This window comes from Streptomyces sp. HSS9-12 (assembly GCF_054963655.1).
On the sequence record NZ_JBUEGC010000041.1, the window covers coordinates 1 to 25,245 of the forward strand.

The window sequence follows — 25,245 nt, forward strand, 5'->3', positions numbered from 1 at the left end:
CACGTCGACCGTTTCGGCCCCGGGCACCTGCACGATACGCCCGCGGCGACCACACACGGTCACCAACAGGCTGGATCTCCCGGAGAACTGGCGACAGTTGATTAGGCGAGCCCACCAGTATGGGACCCCGTCATGCGGCATCACGTCCATCCCGAAGTACTTCCGCGGGACGCCATCGCGGGCGTGCCGACCGACTACACGCCTGCGATGATCCGCAACACGCTCGCGCTGGTGGCCACCATCACCGCGACCGACGAGGTGCTGGCCTGCTGGAAGCGGCCGCGCCGGAGGCGCTGACGGCGGACGCCTCCACCGTCGCCCGCGGCCTGGTCGTAGGGCCCGGCCGCCCAGTCGGGCCGGGCCGCCCAGTCGGGCCGGGCCGCCCAGTCGGGCCGGGCCGTGCCGACCCGCTCCTCAGCCCATCATGATGGAGTCGCCCTGCACGGTGACCTTCGCGTCGGGCAGCGCCTGCGTCGCGGGACCGGCCTTGACGCTCCCGTCCGCGATGCTGAACTTGCTGTTGTGACAGGGGCAGTTGATGGTGCCGCCGCTGACGTCCCCGACGCTGCAGCCCTGATGCGTGCACACGGCCGAGAAGGCCTTGAACTCCCCGGCCTTCGGTTGCGTCACCACGACTTTCTGGGCCTTGAACACCTTGCCGCCGCCCTGCGGAATGTCGGCGGTCTTGGCGAGTTCCTTGCCGCCCGCGGCGTCGCCGCCACCCTGCCCGGACTCAGCGGCGCCCCCGCCGGTGTCCCCGCCCGTGCTGCCGCCGGTGCTGCCTGCGGCCTGGTCCTGCCCGGAGGAACCGGTGTCCCCGCTGGAGTCGCTGCTGCACGCGGCGAGCGCAGCTGTGAGCCCGGCCGCCCCGGCCGCCGCTACCACGGCGCGGCGGCTCGCGGTCCGCCCGGTCCCCTGAGATGCCGTCATGGTGATATGTCCCTTTCGCTGGGGGCGTCTGGCGGGACCGGCTCTGGCGAGGACCGGTCCCGTCGCTGAGTACGGATCGCGGCCCACCGCAGTTCAGCTCCCAAGCGCCTTCTTCAAGAAATCGATCTGGAACAGCAGCAGATTCTCGGCCACGTGCTCCTGCGCCGCCAGGTGCGACACCCCTGGCAGTGGAAGCACGGTGTGCGGCCGTCCCGCCGCCAGCAGCGCCGCTGACAGCCGTAGCGTATGAGCCACGACCACGTTGTCATCGGCCAGGCCGTGGATCAGCAGCAATGGGCGCCTCAGCCGGTGCGCGTCACCGATGAGGGAGGACCGGTCGTAGGCTTCCGGTTCCTCCTCCGGATGCCCGAGGAAGCGTTCTTTCCAGTGGGTGTCGTACAGCCGCTGATCAGCGGGGGCCGCTCCGGCGACCGCCGCGTGGAAGACCTCCGGGCGGCGCAGCACCGCGCCTGCCGCGAGACAGCCGCCGTAGGACCAGCCGCGGATCGCCACCCGGTCCAGATCCAGATCCGGGCAGCGGGCCGCTGCCGCGCGCAGGGCGTCTACCTGGTCCTCCAGCGCGGGCCCGAGAGCGTCTCCATGGACCGCCTTCTCCCAGGCCGGGCCGCGGCCGGGGGTGCCCCGCCCGTCGGCGACCAGCACGGCGAAGCCTTGCTCCGCGAACCACTGCGACACGCACCCGGGCCAGCGGCGGGCACGTACGACGAGCTGCAGGGCCGGGCCGCCGTACGGGTCGAGCAGCACCGGCAGCTTGCCCGTACCCGGTTCGTACCAGGACGGCAGGTAGAGAGCGCTGCGCAGGTCGCGCGTGCCCAGGCGAAGATACTCGGGCCGCGGAGTCACCGTCGGCTCCTCGACCAGGGAGGCGATGCTCCCCTGGGTCGTGCCGGAGGGACCCGCAGCCGGCCCGCTGAGGCGCAGTACGGTCACCCGGTGGCCGCCGGGCGTGGCGCTGTCGAGGACGACCGTGCCGCCGCCGGACGCCCCGGTGTGCACGCCCGGTTCCTCACTCAGCCGTACGCAGCCGGCCCCCGGTTCGTACGACCACACATGGGTCTCGGTCGGCTCGTCGCTGGCGGTGAACAGGACCCGCTCGCCGTCGGTCGCCAGCACCTCGCGCACGTGCAGCCCGGGCGGGGTGCGCCCCTCGGCGCCGATCCGCAGGCCCCGGGTGCCGTTGTGCTCGTACGGGTGGACGAGCGCGCCCGAGGCCGTACGCGCCGGGGTCCCGGGCACGAGCTGCACCCAGGCGGCGTCGTGCTGCTCGTGCACCACCTCGGTGGCGCCCGTGGCGGGGTCGGCGGACAGTACGCGCAGGGTGCGCTGATCACGGCTCTGGACGGTGACCAGCGGGCCGGTGGCGTCCCAGCGGGCGTCGACGACGTATTCGAAGGCCGCTTGGTCCCAGTCCATCGGTGTGCGGCGCCCGTCGAGGCCGAGGATGTGCAGTGAGACCTCGGCGTTGGCGGTGCCCGCGGATGGATACGGGACGGCGCGCGGCGGCAGTTGCGGGTTGGCCGGATCGGTGTGGTACCAGCGCTGGACGGGGGAGGTGTCGACGCGCGCCGCGAGCACGGCGCGGCCGTCCGGGGCCCACCAGTGGCCGCGCAGCCGGCCCATCGACTCGGCCGAGACGTGGTCCGACAGCCCGTATGTCACCTCGGGCCCCTCGGGCGCCGCGAGCAGCCGGTCGTCCGATCCGCCCACGTCCACGACGCGCAGCGCGCCCGCGGTGACGTAGGCGATGCGCCGGCCGTCCGGGCCGGGGCGCGGGTCGACCACCGGGCCGGCCGCGGGGACGGGGAACGGATCGCCGCCATCCGTGCGTACGGCCCACAGCGCGCCGCCCAGCGCGAACGCGGCGATGTGCGCCGCCTGATCCGTCGCGTACGCCACCACCCCGTCGGAGCGCTCGCCCGCCCGTTCCCGGCGGATCCGCTCGGCCTCCGGCACGCCGGCCCCACCGCAACCGACCAGGGCGCGCGGATCGGCGAGGATGCGCTCCGTACCGTCCTGGTACAGCCACAGCAGGCTCACCGGATCGCTTCCCGAGTGCGTGCGCACGAAGAGCACCCGCTGTCCGTCGGGTGAGACCGTGAAGTGCCGGGGCGCTCCGAGGGAGAAGCGGCGGGTGCGGGCGAACTGGCGGGGGAACTCGCGGCAGACGACGGCGGGGGCCGGTGCGGTCAGGGCAGTGGTGTCCATGGGGCACTGTGGCAGCTCGGCGGACACTGCGTGAACAGGGCGGATTAATCTGGGCCAATGCTTCCCGAAGTCACCCCCACTCGCTATGTCACGCCCTTGCGTGAGGGCGGATCGCTCCCCGGGCTCGTCGAGGCCGACGATCTGGGCACGTACGTAGTTCACCGGGGCCGGCCAGGTCCGCAAGATGCTTGTCGCCGAGGTGATCTGCGGCCGTCTGGCCCAGCACTGGTGCGCTGAGCGATTCGCTGAACCAACCGGGTAGGAGGTGTGACATGCGGCGCCGTCGGGTTACGTGCGCCGTTGACACGCGGTGCCCTTGCTTCTAGCTTGTCGATCGACCTACTAAGCGGTTGCTCACTCCTTGGAGATGGCAGCCGCGGGGTCCGACCCTCTCTCCTCGTCAAGGGGCACCAGTGACAGCGCTGGGGCTTCGGCGAGGAGGGCCCACGAGCGCGAGGAGAACCCGCATGTCCACCACCGAGCAGCGCGTAGCCATCGTGACGGGCGCAGCCCGCGGCATCGGCGCGGCCACCGCCGTACGCCTGGCCGAGGAAGGCCGTGCCGTTGCCGTACTCGACCTCGACGAGGCGGCCTGCAAGGACACCGTGGAGAAGATCACGGCGGTGGGCGGCAAGGCCATCGCCGTCGGCTGCGATGTGTCGGACGAGGCACAGGTGGAGGCGGCCGTCGCGCGGGTCGCCGAGGAGCTCGGAGCACCGACGATTCTCGTCAACAACGCGGGCGTGCTCCGCGACAACCTTCTGTTCAAGATGTCGGCGTCCGACTGGGACACGGTGATGAACGTGCATCTGCGGGGCGCGTTCCTGATGGCCCGCGCCTGCCAGAAGCACATGGTGGACGCGAAGTTCGGCCGGATCGTGAACCTCTCCAGCAGCTCGGCGCTCGGCAACCGGGGCCAGGCCAACTACTCCACCGCCAAGGCCGGCCTGCAGGGCCTCACCAAGACCCTGGCGATCGAGCTGGGCAAGTTCGGCGTCACCGCCAACGCCGTCGCCCCCGGATTCATCGTCACCGACATGACCGCCGCCACCGCGTCCCGTGTGGGCATGGACTTCGAGGAGTTCCAGAAGGCTGCCGCCGGCCAGATTCCGGTGCAGCGCGTCGGACAGCCGGACGACATCGCGAACGCCATCGCCTTCTTCACGGGCGAGCAGGCCGGGTTTGTCTCCGGCCAGGTCCTGTACGTGGCCGGCGGCCCGCTCAACTGACCAAGGAGATTTCCCTCATGACCTCACAGGTTCAGGACAGCGGAAGAGTCGCGCTCATCACCGGTGCGAGCCGCGGCATCGGCTACGGCATCGCCGAGGCGCTCGTGGCGCGCGGCGACCGCGTGGCCATCACCGGCCGCACCGAGGACACGCTGAAGGAGGCCGTCGAGCGGCTCGGCGCCGACCGTGTGATCGGCATCTCCGGCAAGGCCCACGACGAGGCGCACCAGGCCGCCGCCGTCGAGGCCACCATGGAGGCCTTCGGCCGCATCGACTACCTGGTCAACAACGCGGGCACCAACCCCGTCTACGCGCCGATCGCCGAGGTGGATCTCGGCGTGGCCCGGAAGGTCTTCGAGACCAACGTCATCTCGGCGCTGGGCTTCGCTCAGCAGACCTGGAAGGCCTGGCAGAAGGAGAACGGCGGGGCGATCCTCAACATCGCCTCCATCGCCGGTCTCGCCCCCTCGCCCTTCATCGGTGCGTACGGCGTCAGCAAGGCCGCCATGATCAACCTCACGCTGCAGCTCGCCCACGAGTTGGCGCCCGGGGTCCGGGTGAACGCCATCGCCCCGGCCGTGGTCAAGACCAAGTTCGCCCAGGCGCTGTACGAGGGGCGCGAGGAAGAGGCCGCGGCCTCCTACCGGCTCGGCCGGCTCGGCACGCCCGAAGACATCGGCGGCGCGGCGGAGTTCCTGCTCTCCGACCGGGCCGGCTGGATCACCGGCCAGACGCTCCTGGCGGACGGCGGACTCTTCCTCAGCGCCGGAGAGTGACACCCTGCCCTCCAGGCAGAGGCGACAGCACCGCTTCGCAACGCCCCCCGCGCCGTGGGGGGCGTTGTCAGTGGCCGCCGGTAGGTTCTGGCGCGACAACGGATCACATACCGGAGGTTGTTGACGTGACCGACACCCTGCCCGAGTCCTGGCGCGCGGTCCTCGGCGAGGAGCTGGAGAAGCCCTACTTCAAGGAGCTCACCGAGTTCGTCGAGAAGGAGCGCGCGAACGGCCCGGTGTACCCGCCGCGTGCCGAGGTGTTCGCGGCGCTGGAGGCCACGCCGTACGACCGGGTGAAGGTGCTCGTCCTCGGCCAGGACCCGTACCACGGTGAGGGGCAGGGGCACGGTCTGTGCTTCTCGGTGCGCCCGGGGGTGAAGATCCCGCCGTCGCTGCGGAACATCTACAAGGAGATGCACGAGGAGCTGGGGCACCCGGTGCCGGACAACGGCTGTCTGATGCCGTGGGCCGAGCAGGGCGTCCTGCTGCTCAACGCTGTGCTGACGGTCCGCGCCGGCGAGGCGAACTCGCACAAGGGGAAGGGCTGGGAGAAGTTCACGGACGCGGTGATCCGCGCGGTCGCCGCCCGCCCCGACCCGGCCGTCTTCGTGCTGTGGGGCAACTACGCCAAGAAGAAGCTCCCGCTGATCGACACCGAGCGCCACACCGTGGTCCAGGGCGCCCACCCGTCGCCGCTGTCCGCGAAGAAGTTCTTCGGCAGCCGTCCGTTCACCCAGATCGACGCGGCGATCGCGGCCCAGGGACACACGCCGGTCGACTGGCGGATCCCGAACCTCGCTGGGGCGCTCGGGTAGCGTCGGCCGGTCGGGAGCGTACGGCGGACAGCGGGAGGCCACCGATGGCGGAGCCGCAGCGGGAGGCGTCCGAGGACGCCGTGATGACCAGGATCGCTCAGGCGGTCATGCTGCACCGTGGCGGCGACCGTGAGGAGGCACGCAATCGGTTCGCCCGGCTGTGGGAGGAGATCGGGGAGGGCGGCGCCCCTCCCTCCTCGCCCGCCTCCGGCAAGCAGGGCGAGCTGTCCGTCCTGCGCTGCATCCTCGCGCACTACATGGCCGACACCCAGGACCACCCGGCTGACGAGCTGGCCTGGGACCAGCGGGCGCTCGCGGCCGTGGGCGGGCTCTGTGACGAGCGGCTGCGGGACCACCAGGCAGCCGTCGCCGTGCGCGCCTTCTACCCGTCGCTGCATCTCAGCCTGGCCGCGGACCATGTGAAGCTGGGTCAGAGCCAGGCGGCGCGGGTGCATCTCGAGCGGGCGCGTGCCGCCTGCGCCGCGCTGGCCGACGACGAGTACGGCGCGGGTATCCGCGCCGCGATCGGCCGGCTGGAGCTGCGGCTCGCCGGCGGAGCCGATCAGCTTCCGTAGACCTGCCGGCAGATCGGGGCCTCGTTGCCGTCCGGCTTCCAGTTCCCGTACATCTCACCGAGGGCGCACATCCCTCCCGGGTGCGGCGCGGGGGCCGGTCGCTGCTGGGACGGCTCGACGCACCGTACGGGCGGCCGTACGGGCCGAGGCCTGCCTTCGGGGGCGGGGGTGCCGGGCCTGCGGCCGGGCGTGGTCGCGGGACGGCGCGGCAGGTGCGGGGGCGGCGGGACGCGGCGGAGCGGCGTGCCGACGATGGGCACTGTGCCGCGGGGTCGGGGCGGGTGCTCTCCAGCGCCCCGCGGGCGGGCGACTGGCCGATCTGCGGCTCCACTGCCTCCGAGGCGGTCGGCGGGGCGGGCGCTTCCTCGGGTACGGCGGGGTGCCCGGAGACCGCGCCGCAGCCCGCGAGGGCCGGGGACGCGAGAAGGATCACTGTTGCTGTCAGGAGGCGGGGCCGCTTGCTGCGACGGCGGGTGGGCGGGAAGATCGCGCCGCAGGTACATGAACCAGGGACGGAGGAGACCCGTGAAGGTCGGCTGCATCGGGCTCGGAAAGATCGCCCAGAAGGCGTACCTTCCGGTCCTCACCACCCAACCCGACGTGGAACTGCATCTCCAGACCCGCAACCGGGACACCCTCGGCCAGGTGGCGGCCGCCCACCATATTCCCGCCGACCGGTGCCACGCCGACCTCGACTCGCTCCTCGCGGCCGGCCCGGACGCCGCCTTCGTGCACGCCGCCACCGCCGCCCACGCCGAGCTCGTCTCGCGGCTCCTCGAATCCGGTGTAGCGACGTACGTCGACAAGCCGATCGCGTACGACTACGCCGACTCCGAGCGGCTGGTACGGGTCGCCGCCGAGCGGGGGGTCAGCCTGGCCGTCGGCTTCAATCGCCGTTACGCACCCGGCTACGCCCAGTGCCTGGAGCACCCGCGGGACCTGATCATGATGCAGAAGAACCGCATAGGCCTCGCAGAAGACCCGCGTACCGCCGTCCTCGACGACTTCATCCACGTTGTCGACACCCTGCGCTTCCTCGTGCCCGGCACGATCGAGCACGTCGACGTGCGCGCCAAGGTCCGGGAAGGGCTGCTGCACCATGTCGTCCTGCGGCTCTCCGGCGAGGACTTCACGGCCGTCGGTACGATGAACCGGATGAGCGGCTCCGCGGAGGAGATCCTCGAGGTCTCCGGCCAGGACACCAAGCGGCAGGTCCTGAACCTCGCCGAGGTCATCGACCACAAGGGTCAGCCGACCGTGCGCCGCCGCGGCGACTGGGTCCCCGTCGCCCGGCAGCGGGGCATCGAGCAGATCACCCTGGCCTTCCTGGACGCCGTCCGGGCGGGCACACCGCTCACCGCCGAGGACGCGTTGCGGACCCATGAGCTGTGCGAGCGGGTCGTGACCGCGGTGCTGAACCAGGCCGCCGCCTGACCCGCGAGCCGAGGACCCGAAGGCCTTCGGCGGCTCCGAAGGCGACGAGGACGCCGATGGACCCGAACACCACCCAGTCGCCGTAGCGGACATACGGGCTGGTGCCGCCGCCCAGCGGCACGTCGTACACCCGGGCCGCACTGGCCGACGTTCCGATCCGGCCGTCGACCGCCTGACCGCGCGGACCGTACACCGCACTGACCCCCGTAAGCGTCGCGTGCACCATCGGCCGCCAGGTCTCCGCGGCCCGGAGGGCGGCGAGCGAGGCATGCTGCTCCGGTGCCCAGCTGTGCTGGAAGGACGAGGTCGCCGACTGGGCGACGAGCACCTCGGCGCCCATGCGCGCGAGACGGCGGCTCATGTCGGGGAACGCCGTCTCGAAGCAGACCAGCGGACCGATCCGCAACCCGCCCGCGGCAGGCAGCGTCATCACCACCGGCGCCGTGCCCCGCCGGCGGTCCTCCGCCGCGGCCTTGCCGACCGACGTCGCCCAGCCCAGCACCGGCCGGGCCGGGATGTACTCGCCGAACGGCACCAGCCGGATCTTGTCGTAGCGCTGCCCTCGCAGCCCGTCCGGGCCGATCAGCACCGAACTCTTGTAGATTCCGGGCCGGTCCGAGCGCCGCGCGTCCACGTTCACCAGCAGATCGGTGTGGACGTCCCGGGAGATGGCCGCCAGCCGATTCTCCAGGTCCGTATGGCTGCGCAGATCCGCGCCGATGCTGCTCTCGCCCCAGACGACGAGATCCATGGGCCGGCCCGCCAGAGTACGGGTCAGCTCCGCCTCGCGGGCGAACCGGTGTCCGGTGCTGCCCACACCGTCGATCAGCCCTGGCTGGACGACCGCGATGGGGGCTGTGCCCGTACGCGGCGGCAGCGGGGCCCACGCCCAACTCCCGGCGGCCACGGCCACGCAGGCGAGCCCACCGGCTACCGCGACCCGGCGGACAGCGGGCACGGCGATCAGCATGGCGACGGCCGTGTTCACCGCGACGAGCAGGAAGCTCACCAGCCACACGCCGCCGAGCGAGGCCAGCCGCAGGGCGGGCGGCACCTGCCACTGGCTCGCGCCCAGCAGGCCCCAGGGCCCGCCCAGGTACTGCCAGGACCGGACCAGCTCCACCATCAGCCACCCGGACGGCACCACGACCAGGGCCGCCGCCGCCCGGCCCGGCCGCGGCTCGCCGCCCAGCAACCGCCGTACCAGCCAGCTCCACGGCGCCCACAGCAGGCCCAGCAGCATGGCCAGCACCACGATGAAGACATGCAAGTAGGGCAGCAGCCAGTGGTGGACGGCCAGCACGAAGCCCATGCCGCCGAGCCAGCCGTCGTACGCCGCGCGGCGGCCGGTCGGCGCGGAGCGTACGAGCAGCAGCCAGGGCACCAGGACCACGTAGGCCAGCCACCACAGCGACGGCGCCGGGAAGGTCAGCGCGGGCAGGGCTCCCGCGGCGGCGGCGATGGCCCCGCGCTGCCACGGTGAGGCGAGCACTCGCCGCCACCGGTTGAGCGCTACCCGCATGTCGCTCCTTCCTCGTGCCGGCCTCTGGTCTGGGAGTACCCCCAGGTGACCCTTGGGGTACCCCCGGCTGCAGCGGTAGTCCCCCTGGGCCTGACGGCTCGGGTGGTTTGCCGCCAGGGCGGCGTATTCGACCAGTCTGCGCGAGCGCGACGATCAGTGACAGGCCACGCGCCGCCTGCGGTGCACGCACCCGTACTCTGGCGCCTGCGGCGGGCTTGTTCCCCCGACCCGGCCTCCGCTTGCGGGCACTCCCGCGCCGCCGGCCAGGGTTTGCCCCGCTCGCCGCCCTGGCACGGCCATCTGCTGCCTTGCCCGATCGACCGAGTAAGCCCACTACGAGGCCGATCCGGCGCCTTGCAGCTGACCGCACCAGGTCACCTCGCTACCGGGCAAACCCTGGCTGACGCGGCACTAGCCGCGGCGGATCACCGTGGAGAGGACACCCGGCAGCGGGTACCAGTCGCTGGTGGTGAAGCTGGCGTGCTGGGCCGCGAGGGCGGCGACCCGGGACCGCGCCTGTTCCTCGGTCGGGTTCACCGCGTCGATGGCCGGGGGCACGCTGTGGGCGTCGGTCATGACGACCAGGTAGTGCCGTTCGTCGTACCACGCCTTGTCGATCGCGCCGTCGGCAACATACGTGGAGGCGTCACCGTCGAAGACGACGAACCAGGCCCGGATGGCCGGATCGGTGTAGCGCGTACGGGGATCCCCCGCGCCGGCCTTGTGGACCGCGGGGAACGCGGTGGCGCTGCCGGGCTTTCCGGCCGCCGCCAGGTTCTTCAGATGGGTGGCGTACTCGCGGTCGGTCCACAAGTGGTCGAAGGGGTTTTTCTCCTCAACCGTGCCGGGGATCAGCTCGACGAGGAACTTGCCCGCGAGCACGGATCGCGCGGGCCAGCCGTCCGCCTGTACGGCCTCATCCAGCGTGGCGTGGCTGCCGAGGAGGTCGGCGGGCCGGAAGAGCGCGTCGCCGAGCTTGCCGCCGACGAGCGCGTCGAACTCGTCCGGGCCGAGCCCCTTGCGGTCGTTGAAGCCGTCCTTCATCTCGACCTTGAGCAGGATCGGACGGTGACCGGGGTGTGCGTCATGCCAGGCCCGGATGTCGGACAGACAGCCGTCGAGGGTCTGGTTGCGCGCCTTGGTCCGCAGCTCTGCCGCCGAGGCCGCGTTCTCGCAGTTGTTGTCGTTGGCCACGGGATTGTTGTGTGAGACGCGCCAGGTCTTGCTCAAGCCGTTGGTCCACACATCGAGTTCGAGCAGCGCCGCTCCGGAGTCCAGGGCGTCGGCGAAGTAGGGGTACTTGGCCTTCTCGTAGGCGTTGTGGACGCCGACGGAGGTGCTGGAGGAGTAGGACAGACCGGTGTCGTCCGCGGCTCCGGCGTCCGCCGGCAGGGCGGTGGTCGCGAGCGCCGTGGTCAGCAGGACCGCGGCCGCGCCGACGGTGCGATTGCTGTGCATGCATGCCACCTATCACTGTGGGGGGCGGTGAAAGTGGCAGCAGAGTACGGGAGTTGAGAACCGCGGACCCACATCGGGGTGGCGATTCGTCGCGGAGTCACCGCCTCCTGTTCGGTGGTTCACGCGGGCGTGGCTGACTGGCCATCAGCGATCTGGGTGATGCTCAGGACTCCAGCCTCCGCAGTCGCTCCGCGTCGCACGTCCGGGGGCAGGTGAGGCAGGCTTCGGCCGGACGGATCGTGTAGTACAGGCAGCAGCCGAGCTTGGTGCGGGTCGGGTACGACCGGCCGTCGCCACCCGCCAGCCGCCGGAAGCCGGCGCCGCCGGGGAACGGGGGGATGGCCGCGGGAAGCAATTCGGTGGCGGCCCGAACGGCGTACTCCTCCTGGCCGAGCACGCGGCCGAGATACCAGATGCCGGAGATCAGGTCGTCGGCCACCATGCCCCACGAGGCGCGCGGCCCACGCCGCAGTCGCGGGCCGATCGCGGTCAGGAGCGGGCGCAGATGATCGGCGACCGCGGCCCGTAGTTCGGCGCGCAGAGCCTCCTGGTGGGCGAGCACCCGCGCGCCGGGGAGCCTCGCCGCGCGGTCGTCCGGGAGACACGCCAACCACGAGCCGGGGACGACCTCGAGCGCACCCGTCGTCAGGTCCAGTCGTACGTCCTGCGGTCGGATCCACGGCACGCGCCGCTCCAGGTACCAGGGTCCGCTCATCAGCAGGCTGACGGACCATGCGTAGTCGTGGAGCGCGCGGGACGCGGCGACGTCGCGGCGGGCGATGTGACCGTGCCGGTCGTGGATACGGGCGGCCTCGGCATCGACGAATGTGTCGAGCGCCTCCGGGTTGTGGGCCAACTCCCATCCATCGAGCCACCCTTGACGGGCGGCCGAGTCCGGGTCCGCGACCCGTACGGTCAGTGCCTCGCAGAGGCCGGTGAGCCGCCGGTAGGTGCCGGCGAGGAGACCGCTGGCGCTCGCGGGGGAGCCGGTCACCGGGATCCCCGGGGCCACAGGCATGGGCACTCCTGCACACATCAATCGAACGGGCAATCAGAAAAGGTAAGGCTCACCTTACCTATGCTCGTGTTTCGGCGGTCAAGGGGGGGCCGATTGAGACACGGTGTAGATCGCGAGTGGAGTCAGGCATGCAGCCGGCGGTGGCCGGCGCGATCGTGAACTGGGCCGTGGACCTGGCCGAGCGGCACGGCGTACACCTGGGCGAGATGAACGTCGGCGGCGGTATGACTGTTGACTACGCCGACGCGGAGAGCCGTTTCGACTGGACGGCGTACGGCGCGGGACGTTCTGGCCCGCGACGTTGCGGCGCGGGTCCTGCGGGCGGGCGACCGGGTGGCCTTCGGTCTCGCCGGTGCGTATGCGTGGAACATCTCCCACCATGACTTCCTGGTGCGCCCCCGGCCCGGCTTCCACTACCTGAACGGCTGACCCTCCATAGGGGTGGGGCGCGAGTTCCGCCTGCGAGAGCGGGGATATGTGCAGCGTGGCCGTAACGGAATCGGTGGTCGGGCTGGTCAGGCGGAGCAAGGAGCCCGTCTTCGTACAGACCGTTCGCAGCACCCTGGGCGCGGTGCTCGCGTACATCGTCGCGCAGTGGCTGATCGGCGGCGCGCCGCTGCTCGCGCCGCTCACCGCTCTCCTCGTCATCCAGGTCAGCCTCTACGCCACGCTGACCACCGGCATCCGCCGGATCATCAGTGTGGTGGCGGGCGTCCTGATCGCGGCAGGCTTCAGCGCGCTCGTCGGGCTGAGCTGGTGGAGCCTTGGGCTGCTCATCCTCGCCTCGCTGGTCATCGGCCACATGATCCACGTCGATGAGTTCGTCCCGGAGGTGGCGATCAGCGCCATGCTCGTGCTGGGCGTCACCCATGTGGCCGCTACGGCCTGGGGACGGGTGGCCGAGACGCTGATCGGCGCCATCACCGGTGTTCTGCTGAACGCGGTGCTGGCCCCTCCGGTGTGGGTGGAGCCCGCCGGCGAGGAGATCCAGGCCCTGGCCGGCCGGATGCGGACGCTGCTGCTGCGTATCAGCCAGGGCCTGGGCAGCGGTGCGTCGGTCGAGCAAGCCGAGGCATGGCTGGAAGAGGCCCGCGCCATCGACAACGAGATCGCAAAAGTCGACGTCGCGCTGTCCCGCGCCGAGGAGAGCCTGCGGTTCAACCCCCGCGTACGGGAGGGACTGCTGCAGCGCCTGGTGCTGCGCAGCGGGCTCGACACGCTGGAGATCTGCTCCGTGGTGCTGCGGACCCTCTGCCGGTCGCTGGCGGACCTCTCCCAGCGGCGAGGGCCGCAGCAGTTCGTGTACTCGGGGGAGGTGGCCGCAGCCCTGGAGGAGATGCTCCGGCACGTGGGCGACGCGGTGGAGAGCTTCGGCCGTCTGATCACCGCTCAGGTCAGCGCGAACGCCGAGCGGGCGGAGGCGCAGCTGGGCGAGGCGCTCGCCGCCGGCCGGGAGTCCCGGCAGCGGATCGCCGAGCTGCTGAAGGGGGAGACCGAGCGGGAACCGGAGCGGTGGGAGCTGCACGGGGCCCTGCTCGCCAACGTCGACCGGCTGCTGAGCGAACTCGACGTCGAAAAGCGGTCGCAGTGGCTTGCGGAGGAACTGGACCGTCACCGCCAGCGGCCGCCGGGCCGACGCACGGCACTGGAGCGGCTGCGCCGGCAGGCGCGCCGCTACCAGAGCCGGCTGCGGCGCAGGAGGCGGGTGAGCAGCGGGAAACGGTGAGTGAAAGGTGGCCCGCCCCAACACGGAATCGCAGCCGAACGGTTGTTTTCAGCCCCTCCACAGGAGGTGTACCGGCAGGTAATGTCCCTGCATCCGCTCCCGCAGCGTCTTGCCCGCACAGCGCCAAGGGGACCGTTATGGCCACCGAGACGAATTCCGCGTACCCGGGTCCGGAAGGACCGGACACAGACCCGGACAAACGATGGCACCGTATGTGGAGCCACCGAGAGCAGTTGTTGAAGGTGGCGCGCCGAAGGTCGATGTGCGATGAGGACGCCGAGGACGCCGTGCACGAGGCGATGCTGCGCGCGGCCGAGGCGCCGCACCTTGATGACGAGCGGCTGGGCGCGTGGCTGACGACCGTGACCATGCGGCTGTGCGTCGACCGCTACCGGCAGGTCAACCGCGATGCCGAGGTGCGAAACCGGCGCACCATCGTGGCCCCTGGCCCGCTCCCCGTGGAGGAGGTCGTGTGCGACCGCGCGGAGGCCAAGTGGCTGGCATGCCGCAGCGGTGAACTGCCCGCCCGCCAGGCCGAGGCGCTCCGGCTCAAGTCGGAGGACCGCGATGTCGAGCAGGTGGCCCGGGAGATGGGTCTGAGCTACGAGGCGGTGGAGTCGCTGCTGGCCAGGGCCCGGCGGACGCTGCGCAAGTCACTCGCCGGAACACTGGGGGTCGCACTGTGTCTGTGCGGGCGCGGCAAGTCCGGTGCGGGCGGCGGCGCGCAGGCGGTGGCCATGGCGTCAACTGCCGCGACGCTCGCCGTCCTGGGTTTCTCCCTGCCTCATATAGATGACGAGGGAGACGGGTCCCGGCCGCCGCGGACCTCCACCTCCCGCGAGGCCGATTCTCCGTCCGAGCCTGGTGACGCGGCGACCGGTCCGATCCCGACGGATGACGCGGAACAGCGTTCCAAGGGCCCCGTGCTGCCCAGCCCGGTGGACCCGCCGCCCACCTCGCCGCGGGTGCCGATCCCGGAGCTGTCCACGATCTCCGAGGTGTCCGAGGTGCCGGAGGCACCGGACGCTCCGGGGGTTCCATCGCTGCCGACGCTGCTCAGCACCTCCTCTGTTCCCGGGGTCCCGGACGCTCCGGATACGCAGAAGGCCCCGGATGCCCCGGATGTTTCAAAGGCTCCGGACATCCCGTCTTCGGTCGAGTCAAAAGCCCCTCATTCGACGCCTACCGACCTGTCCAGCGGTCTGACGTCCGGCGACATTCAACCGTCCGGACACTGATCAGACACGTGGCCGAAAAAATCTGTCCTTTCCGCGACGGACGCGCCGCCCTGCGCCGTAGAGCAGACAACAGACCTGCTCCACGGGCGGGAGCAGCAGTTCAGCAGCCCGGTGTGCGGCCCTCCCATCACCCCGCGTAGTCCGCACACCGGGTGCCGGTCTCCCCGCCCGCTCGTCGCTGAAGGGTGTACCGGATGGGTGTCGAGATCGGTGTGGAAGGGTTGACCAAATCCTTCGGCCACCAGGTCATCTGGCAGGACGTATCGCTGACGCTGCCCACCGGGGAGATCTCGGTCATGCTCGGCCCCTCGGGCACGGGCAAGTCGGTGTTCCTGAAGACGCTGGTGGGCCTGCTGAAGCCGGACCGTGGCTCGGTGGTGATCGCGGGCCAGGACGTCACCAAGCTTCGCGAGCACGACCTGTACGAGGTACGCAAGCTGTTCGGAGTCCTCTTCCAGGACGGCGCACTGTTCGGCTCGATGAACCTCTACGACAACATCGCCTTCCCGCTGCGGGAGCACACCCGTAAGCCGGAGAGCGAGATCAGGCGGATCGTCCTCGAGAAGATGGAGATGGTCGGCCTCCTCGGGGCGGAGGAGAAGCTGCCCGGCGAGATCTCCGGCGGTATGCGCAAGCGTGCGGGCCTTGCGCGGGCGCTGGTCCTCGACCCGGAGATCATCCTGTTCGACGAGCCCGATTCCGGCCTGGACCCGGTGCGTGTCGCCTATCTGAACCAGCTGATCGTCGATCTGAACGCGCAGATCGACGCCACCTTCCTCATCGTCACCCACGACATCGCCTCGGCTCGCCTGGTGCCGGACAACATCGGGCTGCTGTTCCGCCGCGAGCTGGTGATGTTCGGCCCCCGCGAAGAGCTGCTGAACAGTGACGAGCCGGTCGTAGGCCAGTTCCTCAACGGCCGGATGCAGGGCCCGATCGGTATGGCGGAGGAGAAGGACGCGGCTCAGGTGGAGCAGGAGCTCGCCGAACTCCACGCCGGCAACCACCGTGGCCCGCAGGGCGGCAAGGGCGCATCGGGTGTGGGCGTGACTCCCCGTCTGCTGCCCACCCCCGGCATCCCCCGCCCGCCCCGGTGGCAGGCCATCGCCGAGCGGGAGGCGCGGCTGCACGGGCGTCTGGGGGTGGACGCGTGAGCCTGTCACCGACCGCGGGACTGCGGCACTCGGGCCGCCTGTTCTCGCTCGCCCTGGACACGCTGCGTACCCTGCCGCGCCGCCCCTTCCAGGTGCGGGAGTTCATCCAGCAGGCGTGGTTCATCGCGAGCGTCACCATCCTGCCGACGGCCCTGGTCTCCATCCCCTTCGGGGCCGTGATCGCGCTGCAGATCGGCAGCCTGACGCGGCAGCTCGGTGCTCAGTCGTTCTCCGGGGCCGCCTCGGTGCTGGCCGTGCTGCGGGAAGCGTCTCCGATCGTGACCGCGCTGCTGATCGCCGGGGCGGGCGGCTCCGCGATCTGCGCCGACCTCGGGGCGCGCAAGATCCGTGAGGAGATCGACGCCATGGAGGTGCTGGGCATCGACCCGATCCACCGGCTGGTCGTGCCCCGAGTGCTGGCGTCCATGGTCGTCGCGGTGCTGCTCAACGGCCTGGTCTCGGTGGTGGGTGTGGCCGGCGGCTACTTCTTCAATGTGATCCTGCAGAACGGCACCCCAGGCGCGTATCTGGCCTCCTTCACCACCCTCGCCCAGCTGCCGGACCTCTGGGCGGCCGAACTCAAGGCACTTGTCTTCGGAGCCATCGCCGCGATCGTCGCCGCGTACAAGGGCCTGACCGCCAAGGGCGGGCCGAAGGGCGTCGGCGACGCGGTGAACCAGGCAGTTGTCATCACGTTCATGCTGCTGTTCGTCACGAACTTCGTGATGACGGCGGTCTACTTCCAAATCGTTCCGCAGAGGGGTTGACCTGTGGCGCTCATGGATCGATTCGTGGGGCCCCCGCTCCGCTCCCTGGAGGAGCTGGGCGGCCAGCTCTCCTTCTACGGTCGCTCGCTGGCCTGGACCGGCCGCACGCTGCGCCGCTACAAGAAGGAAGTCCTGCGCCTGCTCGCCGAGGTGAGCTTCGGGCGTGGCGCCTTGGCCGTCGTCGGCGGCACCGTCGGCGTCATCGCCTTCATGTCCTTCTTCACCGGCACCGAGGTGGGGCTGCAGGGCTACTCGGCCCTCAACCAGCTCGGCACCTCCAACTTCGTGGCCTTCCTCTCGGCCTACTTCAACACCCGGGAGATCGCCCCGCTGGTGTCCGGGCTCGCGCTGTCCGCGACCGTCGGAGCGGGCTTTACGGCCCAGCTCGGCGCCATGCGGATCAGCGAGGAGGTCGACGCCCTGGAAGTGATGGGCGTGCCCTCGCTCCCGTTCCTGGTCACCGCCCGGATGATCGCCGGGTTCATCGCGGTGATCCCGCTGTACGTCATCGGGCTGCTGTCCTCGTACGTGGCCGCCCGCACCATCACCACCGTGTACCACGGCCAGTCGACCGGCACGTACGACCACTATTTCCAGCAATATCTGCCACCGGTCGACGTGCTCTGGTCCTTCGGCAAGGTGATCGTCTTCGCCGTGCTGATCATCCTGGTGCACTGCTACTACGGCTACTACGCCAAGGGCGGCCCGGCGGGCGTCGGCGTCGCGGTCGGCCGGGCGGTGCGGACCTCCATCGTCGCCATCAACATCCTCGACTTCTTCCTCAGCCTGGCGATCTGGGGAGCCAACACGACGGTACGGATCGCGGGGTAGTAGCCGATGAGCATATCGTCCACTTCTCCGCTGAAACTGCGCGTGTACGGCGTGGTCTTCCTCGCTGTGCTGGCACTGCTGCTGTCGCTGGCGGTCGCCGTCTACCAGCAGACGTTCACCTCCGCCGTCCGCATCCAGCTGCAGGCCGACACCCTCGGCAACCAGCTGGAGCCGCCCGCCGACGTCAAGCTGCGCGGCCTGATCGTGGGTCAGGTCCGCGAGGTACGGGCCGATGGCGAGAAGGCCACCCTCGACATCGCCCTCGACCCGCGGCATGTCCCCCTCATCCCGTCCGACGTCTCCGCCCGGCTGCTGCCGAAAACCCTGTTCGGTGAGAAGTACGTCGATCTCGTCGCGTCGGAGCATTCGTCCACCCGGCCCATCCGCGCCGGAGACGTCATCACCCAGGACCGTACGAAGGTCGGGATCGAGATGCAGCAGCTGAACAACGATCTGCTGCCGCTGCTGCGCACCGTCCAGCCCGGCAAGCTGAACGCCACGCTGTCCGCGTTCGCCGCAGCCCTGGACGGACGCGGCGACCGCATCGGCGACAACCTTGCCCGGCTGGACCAGTACATGGCGAAACTCAATCCCCATATGCCGGCCATGCGGCGCGACATCTCCCGCTTCGCCGACGTTGTCGAGGTCTACGGGGACGCCGCCCCCGACCTGGTGCGCACCCTGCGCAACAGCATCACCAACAGCCGGACCCTGGTCGAGAAGAAGGACCAGTTCGCCGCCCTGCTCACCGGGACCACCACTGCCGCGAACACCGCGCAAGCGGTGGTCGACGAGAATGCCGAACGCTTCATCACCCTGGGCCGCGTTTCCCGGCCCACCCTGGCCCTGCTCGCGCGCTACTCACCCGAATACCCCTGTCTGCTGCGCGGCCTGGTGGACCAGGAGCGACGTTCTGAGCAGGCGTTCCAGAACGGAGAGATGCACATCACCTTGGAGGCCGTCCTGTCACGCCCCGGTTACCGGCCCGGTGAGGAGCCGCGCTACGCGGAGCACCGCGGACCCAACTGCGCGGATCTGCCGCATCCGCCCGTCCCCGCACCGGACGTCCACCTCAACGACGGGACGTCAGGACCGAGTTCAGCGGGCGGCGGCGGAGCCAAGGTCGCCGGTACGGCGTCCGAGCAGAAGGTCGTGGGCGCGCTCGTCGCCCCGGTCCTGGGCGTCTCCGCCGATGAGGTACCGCCGGTCACCACCCTGCTCTTCGGCCCGCTCGCCCGCGGAACGGCGGTGAGCGTCGCATGAAAGCCATGGACACGGCGGCACCGCTGATCAAGCTCTCCGTCTTCGCGGGCGTGACGGTGGCGGCGACCACGCTGCTCGCGGCCACCATCGTCAACATCAACTTCAGCCCGTCCGACACCTACAAGGCGGTCTTCAGCGACGTCACCAGCCTGGAGACCGGCGATGACATCCGGGTGGCGGGAGTACGGGTCGGCCAGGTCGCGGACATCCAGATCAAGGACCGGCGATTCGCCGAAGTCACCTTCACCGTCTCCCACGACCTGCCGCTGCAGTCGGGAACCGGCGCTGTCATCCGCTACCGCAGCCTGGTCGGTCAGCGCTACATCGCACTGACCGAAGGCCCGAGCGACGGCACCCCGCTGAAGCCGGGCAGCACCATCCCGCTCTCCCGCACCCAGCCGGCCCTCGATCTCAACGCCCTGCTGGGCGGCTTCAAGCCGCTGTTCGCGGCGCTGAGTCCCAATGACGTCAACCAGCTCGCCTTCGAGATCATCAGGACCTTCCAGGGCGAGGGCGGCACGGTGGAGAGCCTGCTCGCGCACACCGCCTCGCTGACCACGACACTCGCCAACCGCGACCAACTCATCGGCTCCGTGATCGAAAACCTCAACCACGTACTGGCAACCCTCGACAAGCGCGGCGCCCGCTTCTCCGCGCTGCTCACCCAGCTTCAGCGGGTGGTCTCGGGCCTGTCGGCCGACCGCAAGGCGATCGGCGACTCCCTGGGCGGCATCAACGACCTGGCCGGGGCCACCTCGGGCCTGCTCGGCGACACCCGCCCCTCGCTGCGCAAGGACATCGCCGAGCTCTCGAAGGTGTCCGGGACGCTGCAGAAGAACGACAAGACCGTGGAGGGCGTCCTGCAGCGACTGCCGCGCAAGCTCAACAAGCTGACGGGCACGGCCTCCTACGGCTCCTGGTTCAACTTCTACCTGTGCGATTTCGACGGCCGGATCGTGCTGCCGAAGACCGCCAAGGCGATCACACCGGAGCTCCACGTCGCCCAGGGGAGGTGCAACCGATGATCCCCTTCCGCGAGCGCAACCCCGTCGTCGTCGGGGCAGCCGGCCTCACCACCATCGCCGTACTGGTCGCCGCTGCCTTCAACGCCCAGGACCTGCCGCTGATCGGCAGTGGCGACACCTACACCGCGGCCTTCTCCGAAGCCGGCGGACTGAAGTCCGGTGACGAGGTCCGCATCGCCGGGGTCAAGGTCGGCAAGGTCGACGACGTCGAACTCGACGGCGACCACGTCAAGGTCACCTTCCGGATCAAGGGCGAGCCGCACTTCGGTACGCAGACGGGCGCCGCGATCCGGATCAAGACGATCCTCGGTGCCAAGTACCTGGCACTGCAGCCCAAGGGCGGCGGACAGCTCCAGCCCGGCAGCCAGATCCCGCTGGGGCGCACCACCTCCCCGTACGACGTGGTGACGGCGTTCAGCGACCTCACCCGGACCACCGAGAAGGTCGACACCCAGCAGCTGGCGAAGGCCATGGACACCATCTCCGCCACCTTCCAGGACTCTCCGGAGGAGGTGAAGGCGTCCATCAGGGGGCTGTCCAAGATCTCCCGGACCGTGGCCTCCCGCGACCAGGCGCTGCGCGAACTGCTCGACCACGCCAACGGCGTGACCAAGGTGCTCGCCGACCGGTCGGAGGAGTTCAAGAAGCTGGTCAAGGACGGCGATGCCCTCTTCAAGGAGATCGACAGCCGCCGCAGGGTCATCCACGCGCTGCTGAAGAACGCCGCGGCACTCGGCGTCGAGCTCTCGGGCCTGGTCGCCGACAACAAGCAGCAGATCGGCCCGGCGCTGCACCGCCTCAACGCGGTGGTCAAGCTGCTCGAGCGCAACGAGAGCAGCCTCCAGCGCAGTGTCGAACTGATGGCGCCCTACGCCCGCCTGTTCACCAACACCCTCGGCAACGGCCGCTGGTTCGACTCCTACGTCCAGAACCTGGTCGCCGCGCCCGTGTCTCCCCGCGGTGCGACGCCCCCACAGATATCCCCGGGAGGAGACCGATGAGCCGCCGCATGGTCCGCATCCTGGCGCTTGTGACGGCGGGCGTGGTCGCCGGCGGGGTGGCCTTCACCTACTGGCCAGGGCCGGAGAAGGTCCAGGTCACCGCCTACTTCCCGCGTACGGTGGGCATCTTCCCGGGCTCCGATGTGCGGATCTTGGGCATCCCGGTGGGCGAGGTCAAGCGGATCACGCCGCAGGGCGACCGGGTACGTGTGGAGCTGGAGTACAAGGCCGAGCACAAGGTGCCCGCGAACGCCAAAGCCGCCATCGTCAACTCCTCGGTGGTCAGCGATCGTTACCTCCAGCTGTTCCCGGTGTACCGCCAAGGGCCGGTGATGAAGGACGGCGCTGTCATCCCCGAGCAGCGGACCGCCACCCCGGTGGAGCTGGACCGGATCTTCGACAGCCTCAGCACCACCGCGGAGGCGCTGGGTCCGCGCGGCGCCAACAAGGACGGTTCCCTCGCGCGTCTCCTGGGCGTCAGCGCCGACAACCTGCAGGGCCAGGGTAAGCAGATGCACCAGACGGTCGAGGATCTCTCGCAGGCGGTCACCACCCTCTCCAACGGCCGGCAGGACACCTTCGGCACGGTGCGGAACCTGCAGGTGTTCACCGCCGCCCTGGCCAGCGACGACAAGGCCGTACGGTCCTTCAACGACAGTCTGGCCAAGGTGGCGAAACTGCTCGCGGGGGAGCGCAAGGACCTGGCGGCGGCGATTCAGCAGCTGGCGATCGCGCTCGGCGACGTCGCCGAGTTCGTCCACGACAACAAGAAGTCGATCGGCTCGAACGTGCAGGGGCTGAAGAAGGTGACGCGCGTGCTGGTCCAACAGCGCGCCGCGCTCGAGGAATTCATGGACGTGGCGCCCGCTGGGCTGTCGAACCTCCAGAACGCCTACAACCCCTCGTCCGGCACGCTCGACACCCGCAACAACGCCGAGCAGTTGCACGATCCGGGCAGCTATCTCTGCTCGCTGCTGAAGACGGCCGGAGAGCACCCGGACTGCGCGAACCTGCAGAAGCTGTTCGACTCCCTGCCCAAGCTGCCTTCGGGGCTGGGGGCACCTCCCGGCAGTAGCCGGGGGACCTCGATGGACAAGACCCTCGGCGGAATCCTGGAGGCCCGGTCATGAGCGCGGGCGCACGTACCGTCCTGTGGGTGGCCGCCGGGTCGCTGGTGCTGACCGGCTGCGAGTTCAACGGGCTGCAGGACATGCAGCTGCCCGGCGGAGCGGCCGACGACGGCAACGCTTACCACGTCTCCGTGGACTTCCGGGACATCCTCGACCTGGTGCCCCAGTCCGCGGTGAAGGTCAACAACGTCACCGTCGGCGCCGTCGAGGGCGTGGAGCTGCGCGGCTGGCACGCGCGCGTACGGCTGCGGATCGACGACTCGGTGAAGCTGCCGGCCAACGCGATCGCCGAGATCCGCCAGACCAGCATGCTCGGGGAGAAGTACGTGTCGCTGTCGCCCCCGACGAACGCCGTGCCCACCGGCCGGCTGGTCGACGGCGCGAGGATCCCGCTGTCCCGCAGCGGCCGCAACGCCGAGATCGAGGAGGTGCTCTCCGCCCTGTCCGCGCTGCTCAACGGCGGCGGTGTGGCCCAACTCAAGACGATCAGCGTGGAGTTGAACAAGGCGCTGAAGGGCCGCGAGGACCGGGTGAAGGACCTGCTGAAGCAGCTCGACACCTTCATCGGCGGGCTCGACAAGCAGCGCGGCGACATCGTCCGCGCGCTGGAGGGCGTCGACCGGCTGTCCAAGGCGCTGGAGAAGGAGAAGAGCTCGATCGGTCAGGCCGTCGACACCATTCCGCCGGCCCTGAAGATCCTCGCCGACCAGCGCCGCAACCTCACCACGATGCTGACGTCCCTGGACAAACTCGGCACCGTCAGCACGCATGTGATCAACGCTTCCCGCGACGACACGATCGCCAACCTCAGGAACCTGCAGCCGATCCTCACCCGGCTCGCCGAGGCGGGCGACGACCTGCCCAATGCGCTGGAGATCCTGACCACCTACCCCTTCCCCCGCAACGTCACCGGGGCGATCCAGGGCGACTACACCAATCTGAAGATCACCGCAGATCTGGATCTGAAGAGCCTGTACGGCAATCTGAGCGGCGGCCACGGAAAGCCCAAGGGCCCCGGCAAGCCGGACCCGGAGCTGCCCGACCTCCCCAAGGTGCCCGACGTGCCGGACACCCCGAAGCTGCCGGACACCCCGAAGGTGCCGAAGCTGCCGGACGGCTCCGGGGGTTCCTCGGGCGGTGGCGGATCCGACGGGGGCGGAGGAGCACTGTGTCCGCCGGTGTGTACCAGTAGTTACACCGCCTACCGCAGCGGCGGCACCGACGCGAACCCGTACCGCAGCGGAATCGACTTGGCACTGCTGGAGCTCCTGACGAAGGGGATGCGCCCGTGATCACCCGAACCGTCAAGACCCAGCTGATCGCCTTCGCCACCATCACCGCCGTGGGCGTGTCCTACGTCGGAGCCGAGTACACCGGACTGGCCGACCGCATCCTCGATCGCGGATACACCGTGCGGGCCGATTTCGGCGACTCCGGCGGCATCTTCACCGGCGCCGAGGTCACCTACCGCGGTGTACCCGTGGGCCGCGTGGGCGAGCTGCGCCTGTCCGACTCCGGCGGCGTCTCGGTGGATCTGAACCTCAAGGACGGTCCGCGTATCCCCGCCGACACCCTCGCCGTCGTGGCGAACCGCTCGGCGGTCGGCGAGCAGTACGTCGATCTGCAGCCCCGTTCCCTGAGCCACCCGTTCCTGAACAACGGCAGCACCATCCCCCGCCGCGACACCCGTACGCCCCTGCCCACGACGAAGCTCATCCTCGGCCTCGACCGGCTGGTCCGCTCCGTCGGCAAGCGGGACCTGCGGATCACGGTCGACGAGCTGGGCAAGGCCTTCGCCGGCACCGGTCCGAACCTGTCCCGGATGGTCGACTCGGGCAACTCGCTGGTCGAGTCGGCCGATCAGGCGCTGCCCGAGACCGTCTCGCTGATCGAGGACTCCCAAACGGTCCTGAAGACTCAGGTGGACAAGGGTTCGGCGATCAAGTCCTTCTCCCGCGACCTGGCGGCCCTCAGCCAGCAGCTCAAGGACAGCGATGGCGACATGCGCAAGCTCATGGACAGCGGCACATCGTCCGCCAAGGAGCTGGACTCGCTGCTGAGAGCCAACCGGTCCGCGCTGCCGGTCCTGCTCGGCAACCTGATCAGCGGCGGTCAGATCACGGTGGCGCGGCTGCCCGGCGTGGAGCAGGCCCTGGTCACCCTCCCACTGACCGTCGCCGGCAGCTACACGGTGATTCCGGGGGACGGCACCATCCACTTCGGGATGGTGGCGGGCCACGACGAAACACCGGTGTGCAGGCAGGGCTACGGCAGCACACAGCGGCGCGACCCGTCCGACACCAGCGAGAGCCAGGCCAACACCTCCGCCCACTGCACCGCCCCCCGCGGCAGCAGCACCTCCGTCCGCGGTGCGCAGAACGCCCCCCGGGGTGCGGGATCGGGAGGGGGATCAGGCGCCCAAGGCGCGTCGTACGTCGCCCCGTACGACCCCGAGACCGGCGCCGCGAGCGGCCCCGACGGCAGCGCCGTCCAGATCGGGTCGACCGGTGGAGAACAGAGCACATTCGGAAAGGATTCATGGCAATGGCTGCTCGTGGGACCGATGGCATGACCGGCCGGCTCCTGGCCGCCAACGCGACGCGGCCGCTGCGCCGCCTGGGGGCCGCCACCGTGCGCGCGGCCCGCCGCGGCAGAGCGCTCCCGGCAGGGCTCGCCGTCATCACCGTGCTGCTCGTGGCCCTCTGCGGCTACTTCGGTGTGCGGCTGTACCAGCAGCACAGCGAGGAGCAGCGCCGCCAGGACATCCTGGCCGCGGCCCGGCAGTCGGCGCTGAACTTCACCTCGCTGGACTACCGGCACTACGACCGGGACAGCAAGAACGTCCTGAGCGGCGCCACGGGCGAGTTCAAGAAGCAGTTCGCTGCCCAGACCAAGGAACTGACGAAACTGGTCGCCACCAACAAGTCCGTCTCCGAAGGGCAGGTCCTGGAGGCCGGCATCGTCCGGGCCGCCGAGAACTCCGCCCGGGTGCTGGTCGTCGCCGACAGCAAGGTGACCAACACCGCTGCTCCCAAGGGGCAGGCCCGTAACTACCGGCTGCAGCTCGACCTCGTACGCGAGGGCGGTCGATGGCTGACCTCCAACGTCGAATTCGTCGGCTGACCCC

General features: G+C 70.2%; 22 protein-coding genes and 3 pseudogenes. 20 read left to right on the top strand and 5 right to left on the bottom strand.

Annotated elements, in window-relative coordinates:
* Window positions 1–156: 156 nt before the first annotated feature.
* Window positions 157–297: pseudogene (locus ACY34J_RS20830) on the top strand (cysteine hydrolase); the annotation flags it as partial.
* Between the two features lie 117 nt (window positions 298–414).
* Here the strand turns inward: ACY34J_RS20830 and ACY34J_RS20835 are convergent.
* Together ACY34J_RS20835 and ACY34J_RS20840 are read right to left on the bottom strand one after the other, a co-directional pair.
* Window positions 415–930 carry a Rieske (2Fe-2S) protein gene (locus tag ACY34J_RS20835; protein ID WP_462728016.1) on the bottom strand — a complete coding sequence of 172 codons (516 nt, stop codon included), beginning with the start codon at window positions 928–930 and terminating at the stop codon, window positions 415–417.
* 93 nt (window positions 931–1,023) lie between these two features.
* Window positions 1,024–3,156 carry a S9 family peptidase gene (locus ACY34J_RS20840; RefSeq protein WP_462728017.1) on the bottom strand — a complete coding sequence of 711 codons (2,133 nt, stop codon included), beginning with the start codon at window positions 3,154–3,156 and terminating at the stop codon, window positions 1,024–1,026.
* 57 nt (window positions 3,157–3,213) lie between these two features.
* On the opposite strand from ACY34J_RS20840, the pseudogene ACY34J_RS20845 reads away from it, so the two are divergent.
* From ACY34J_RS20845 to ACY34J_RS20870, 6 genes and pseudogenes are all read left to right on the top strand, one after another.
* Window positions 3,214–3,379 (top strand): annotated as a pseudogene (locus tag ACY34J_RS20845) (HipA family kinase); the annotation flags it as partial.
* A 244-nt stretch (window positions 3,380–3,623) separates the two neighbouring features.
* Complete coding sequence (fabG, locus tag ACY34J_RS20850) at window positions 3,624–4,385, top strand: 3-oxoacyl-ACP reductase FabG (protein ID WP_462728018.1); 762 nt, start codon at window positions 3,624–3,626, stop codon at window positions 4,383–4,385.
* A 17-nt stretch (window positions 4,386–4,402) separates the two neighbouring features.
* Window positions 4,403–5,161 carry an SDR family oxidoreductase gene (locus ACY34J_RS20855; RefSeq protein ID WP_462728019.1) on the top strand — a complete coding sequence of 253 codons (759 nt, stop codon included), beginning with the start codon at window positions 4,403–4,405 and terminating at the stop codon, window positions 5,159–5,161.
* 125 nt (window positions 5,162–5,286) lie between these two features.
* Window positions 5,287–5,976, top strand: a complete 690-nt coding sequence (gene ung, locus ACY34J_RS20860) for a uracil-DNA glycosylase (protein WP_462728020.1) — start codon at window positions 5,287–5,289, stop codon at window positions 5,974–5,976.
* Window positions 5,977–6,020: 44 nt separating this feature from the next.
* The gene (locus tag ACY34J_RS20865) at window positions 6,021–6,551 is read left to right on the top strand and encodes a hypothetical protein (RefSeq protein ID WP_462728021.1); all 531 of its coding nucleotides are present in this window, start codon (window positions 6,021–6,023) and stop codon (window positions 6,549–6,551) included.
* A gap of 525 nt (window positions 6,552–7,076) precedes the next feature.
* Window positions 7,077–7,985 (top strand): Gfo/Idh/MocA family protein, encoded by a 909-nt coding sequence (locus ACY34J_RS20870; RefSeq protein ID WP_462728022.1) that lies wholly within the window; start codon window positions 7,077–7,079, stop codon window positions 7,983–7,985.
* Here ACY34J_RS20870 and lnt read toward each other — a convergent pair.
* The 3 genes from lnt to ACY34J_RS20885 form a co-directional block, all read right to left on the bottom strand.
* The gene (gene lnt, locus ACY34J_RS20875) at window positions 7,906–9,507 is read right to left on the bottom strand and encodes an apolipoprotein N-acyltransferase (protein ID WP_462728023.1); all 1,602 of its coding nucleotides are present in this window, start codon (window positions 9,505–9,507) and stop codon (window positions 7,906–7,908) included. The genes ACY34J_RS20870 and lnt overlap by 80 nt on opposite strands.
* A gap of 411 nt (window positions 9,508–9,918) precedes the next feature.
* Complete coding sequence (locus ACY34J_RS20880; RefSeq protein ID WP_462728024.1) at window positions 9,919–10,965, bottom strand: phosphatidylinositol-specific phospholipase C domain-containing protein; 1,047 nt, start codon at window positions 10,963–10,965, stop codon at window positions 9,919–9,921.
* Window positions 10,966–11,128: 163 nt separating this feature from the next.
* The gene (locus ACY34J_RS20885) at window positions 11,129–11,983 is read right to left on the bottom strand and encodes a (2Fe-2S)-binding protein (protein WP_462728025.1); all 855 of its coding nucleotides are present in this window, start codon (window positions 11,981–11,983) and stop codon (window positions 11,129–11,131) included.
* A 92-nt stretch (window positions 11,984–12,075) separates the two neighbouring features.
* Between ACY34J_RS20885 and ACY34J_RS20890 the strand changes: the two are divergent.
* The 13 genes and pseudogenes from ACY34J_RS20890 to ACY34J_RS20950 all read left to right on the top strand — a co-directional run.
* Window positions 12,076–12,412, top strand: a pseudogene (locus ACY34J_RS20890) (hypothetical protein); the annotation flags it as partial.
* A 55-nt stretch (window positions 12,413–12,467) separates the two neighbouring features.
* The gene (locus ACY34J_RS20895) at window positions 12,468–13,709 is read left to right on the top strand and encodes an FUSC family protein (protein ID WP_462728026.1); all 1,242 of its coding nucleotides are present in this window, start codon (window positions 12,468–12,470) and stop codon (window positions 13,707–13,709) included.
* A 212-nt stretch (window positions 13,710–13,921) separates the two neighbouring features.
* Window positions 13,922–14,947 (top strand): sigma-70 family RNA polymerase sigma factor, encoded by a 1,026-nt coding sequence (locus tag ACY34J_RS20900; protein ID WP_462728027.1) that lies wholly within the window; start codon window positions 13,922–13,924, stop codon window positions 14,945–14,947.
* A gap of 194 nt (window positions 14,948–15,141) precedes the next feature.
* Entirely contained in the window at window positions 15,142–16,101 is a 960-nt protein-coding gene (locus ACY34J_RS20905) for an ABC transporter ATP-binding protein (RefSeq protein WP_462728028.1), read from the top strand.
* On the top strand, window positions 16,098–16,868 hold the full coding sequence (locus ACY34J_RS20910; RefSeq protein ID WP_462728029.1) for an MlaE family ABC transporter permease: 771 nt from the start codon (window positions 16,098–16,100) through the stop codon (window positions 16,866–16,868). The genes ACY34J_RS20905 and ACY34J_RS20910 overlap by 4 nt, the downstream gene beginning before the upstream one ends.
* Before the next feature lie 12 nt (window positions 16,869–16,880).
* Window positions 16,881–17,699, top strand: coding sequence for an MlaE family ABC transporter permease (locus tag ACY34J_RS20915; RefSeq protein ID WP_462728030.1), 819 nt, complete (start codon window positions 16,881–16,883; stop codon window positions 17,697–17,699).
* Window positions 17,700–17,705: 6 nt separating this feature from the next.
* Window positions 17,706–18,962 (top strand): MCE family protein, encoded by a 1,257-nt coding sequence (locus ACY34J_RS20920; protein ID WP_462728031.1) that lies wholly within the window; start codon window positions 17,706–17,708, stop codon window positions 18,960–18,962.
* Window positions 18,959–19,987, top strand: coding sequence for an MCE family protein (locus ACY34J_RS20925; protein WP_462728032.1), 1,029 nt, complete (start codon window positions 18,959–18,961; stop codon window positions 19,985–19,987). The genes ACY34J_RS20920 and ACY34J_RS20925 overlap by 4 nt, the downstream gene beginning before the upstream one ends.
* Window positions 19,984–20,988, top strand: coding sequence for an MCE family protein (locus ACY34J_RS20930; RefSeq protein WP_462728033.1), 1,005 nt, complete (start codon window positions 19,984–19,986; stop codon window positions 20,986–20,988). The genes ACY34J_RS20925 and ACY34J_RS20930 overlap by 4 nt, the downstream gene beginning before the upstream one ends.
* Window positions 20,985–22,118 carry an MCE family protein gene (locus tag ACY34J_RS20935; RefSeq protein WP_462728034.1) on the top strand — a complete coding sequence of 378 codons (1,134 nt, stop codon included), beginning with the start codon at window positions 20,985–20,987 and terminating at the stop codon, window positions 22,116–22,118. Before ACY34J_RS20930 ends, ACY34J_RS20935 begins: the two co-directional genes overlap by 4 nt.
* The gene (locus tag ACY34J_RS20940; RefSeq protein WP_462728035.1) at window positions 22,115–23,410 is read left to right on the top strand and encodes an MCE family protein; all 1,296 of its coding nucleotides are present in this window, start codon (window positions 22,115–22,117) and stop codon (window positions 23,408–23,410) included. The genes ACY34J_RS20935 and ACY34J_RS20940 overlap by 4 nt, the downstream gene beginning before the upstream one ends.
* Window positions 23,407–24,690 carry an MCE family protein gene (locus ACY34J_RS20945; protein WP_462728036.1) on the top strand — a complete coding sequence of 428 codons (1,284 nt, stop codon included), beginning with the start codon at window positions 23,407–23,409 and terminating at the stop codon, window positions 24,688–24,690. The genes ACY34J_RS20940 and ACY34J_RS20945 overlap by 4 nt, the downstream gene beginning before the upstream one ends.
* On the top strand, window positions 24,663–25,241 hold the full coding sequence (locus ACY34J_RS20950; protein ID WP_462728037.1) for a hypothetical protein: 579 nt from the start codon (window positions 24,663–24,665) through the stop codon (window positions 25,239–25,241). Before ACY34J_RS20945 ends, ACY34J_RS20950 begins: the two co-directional genes overlap by 28 nt.
* The last annotated feature ends 4 nt before the right edge of the window (window positions 25,242–25,245 follow it).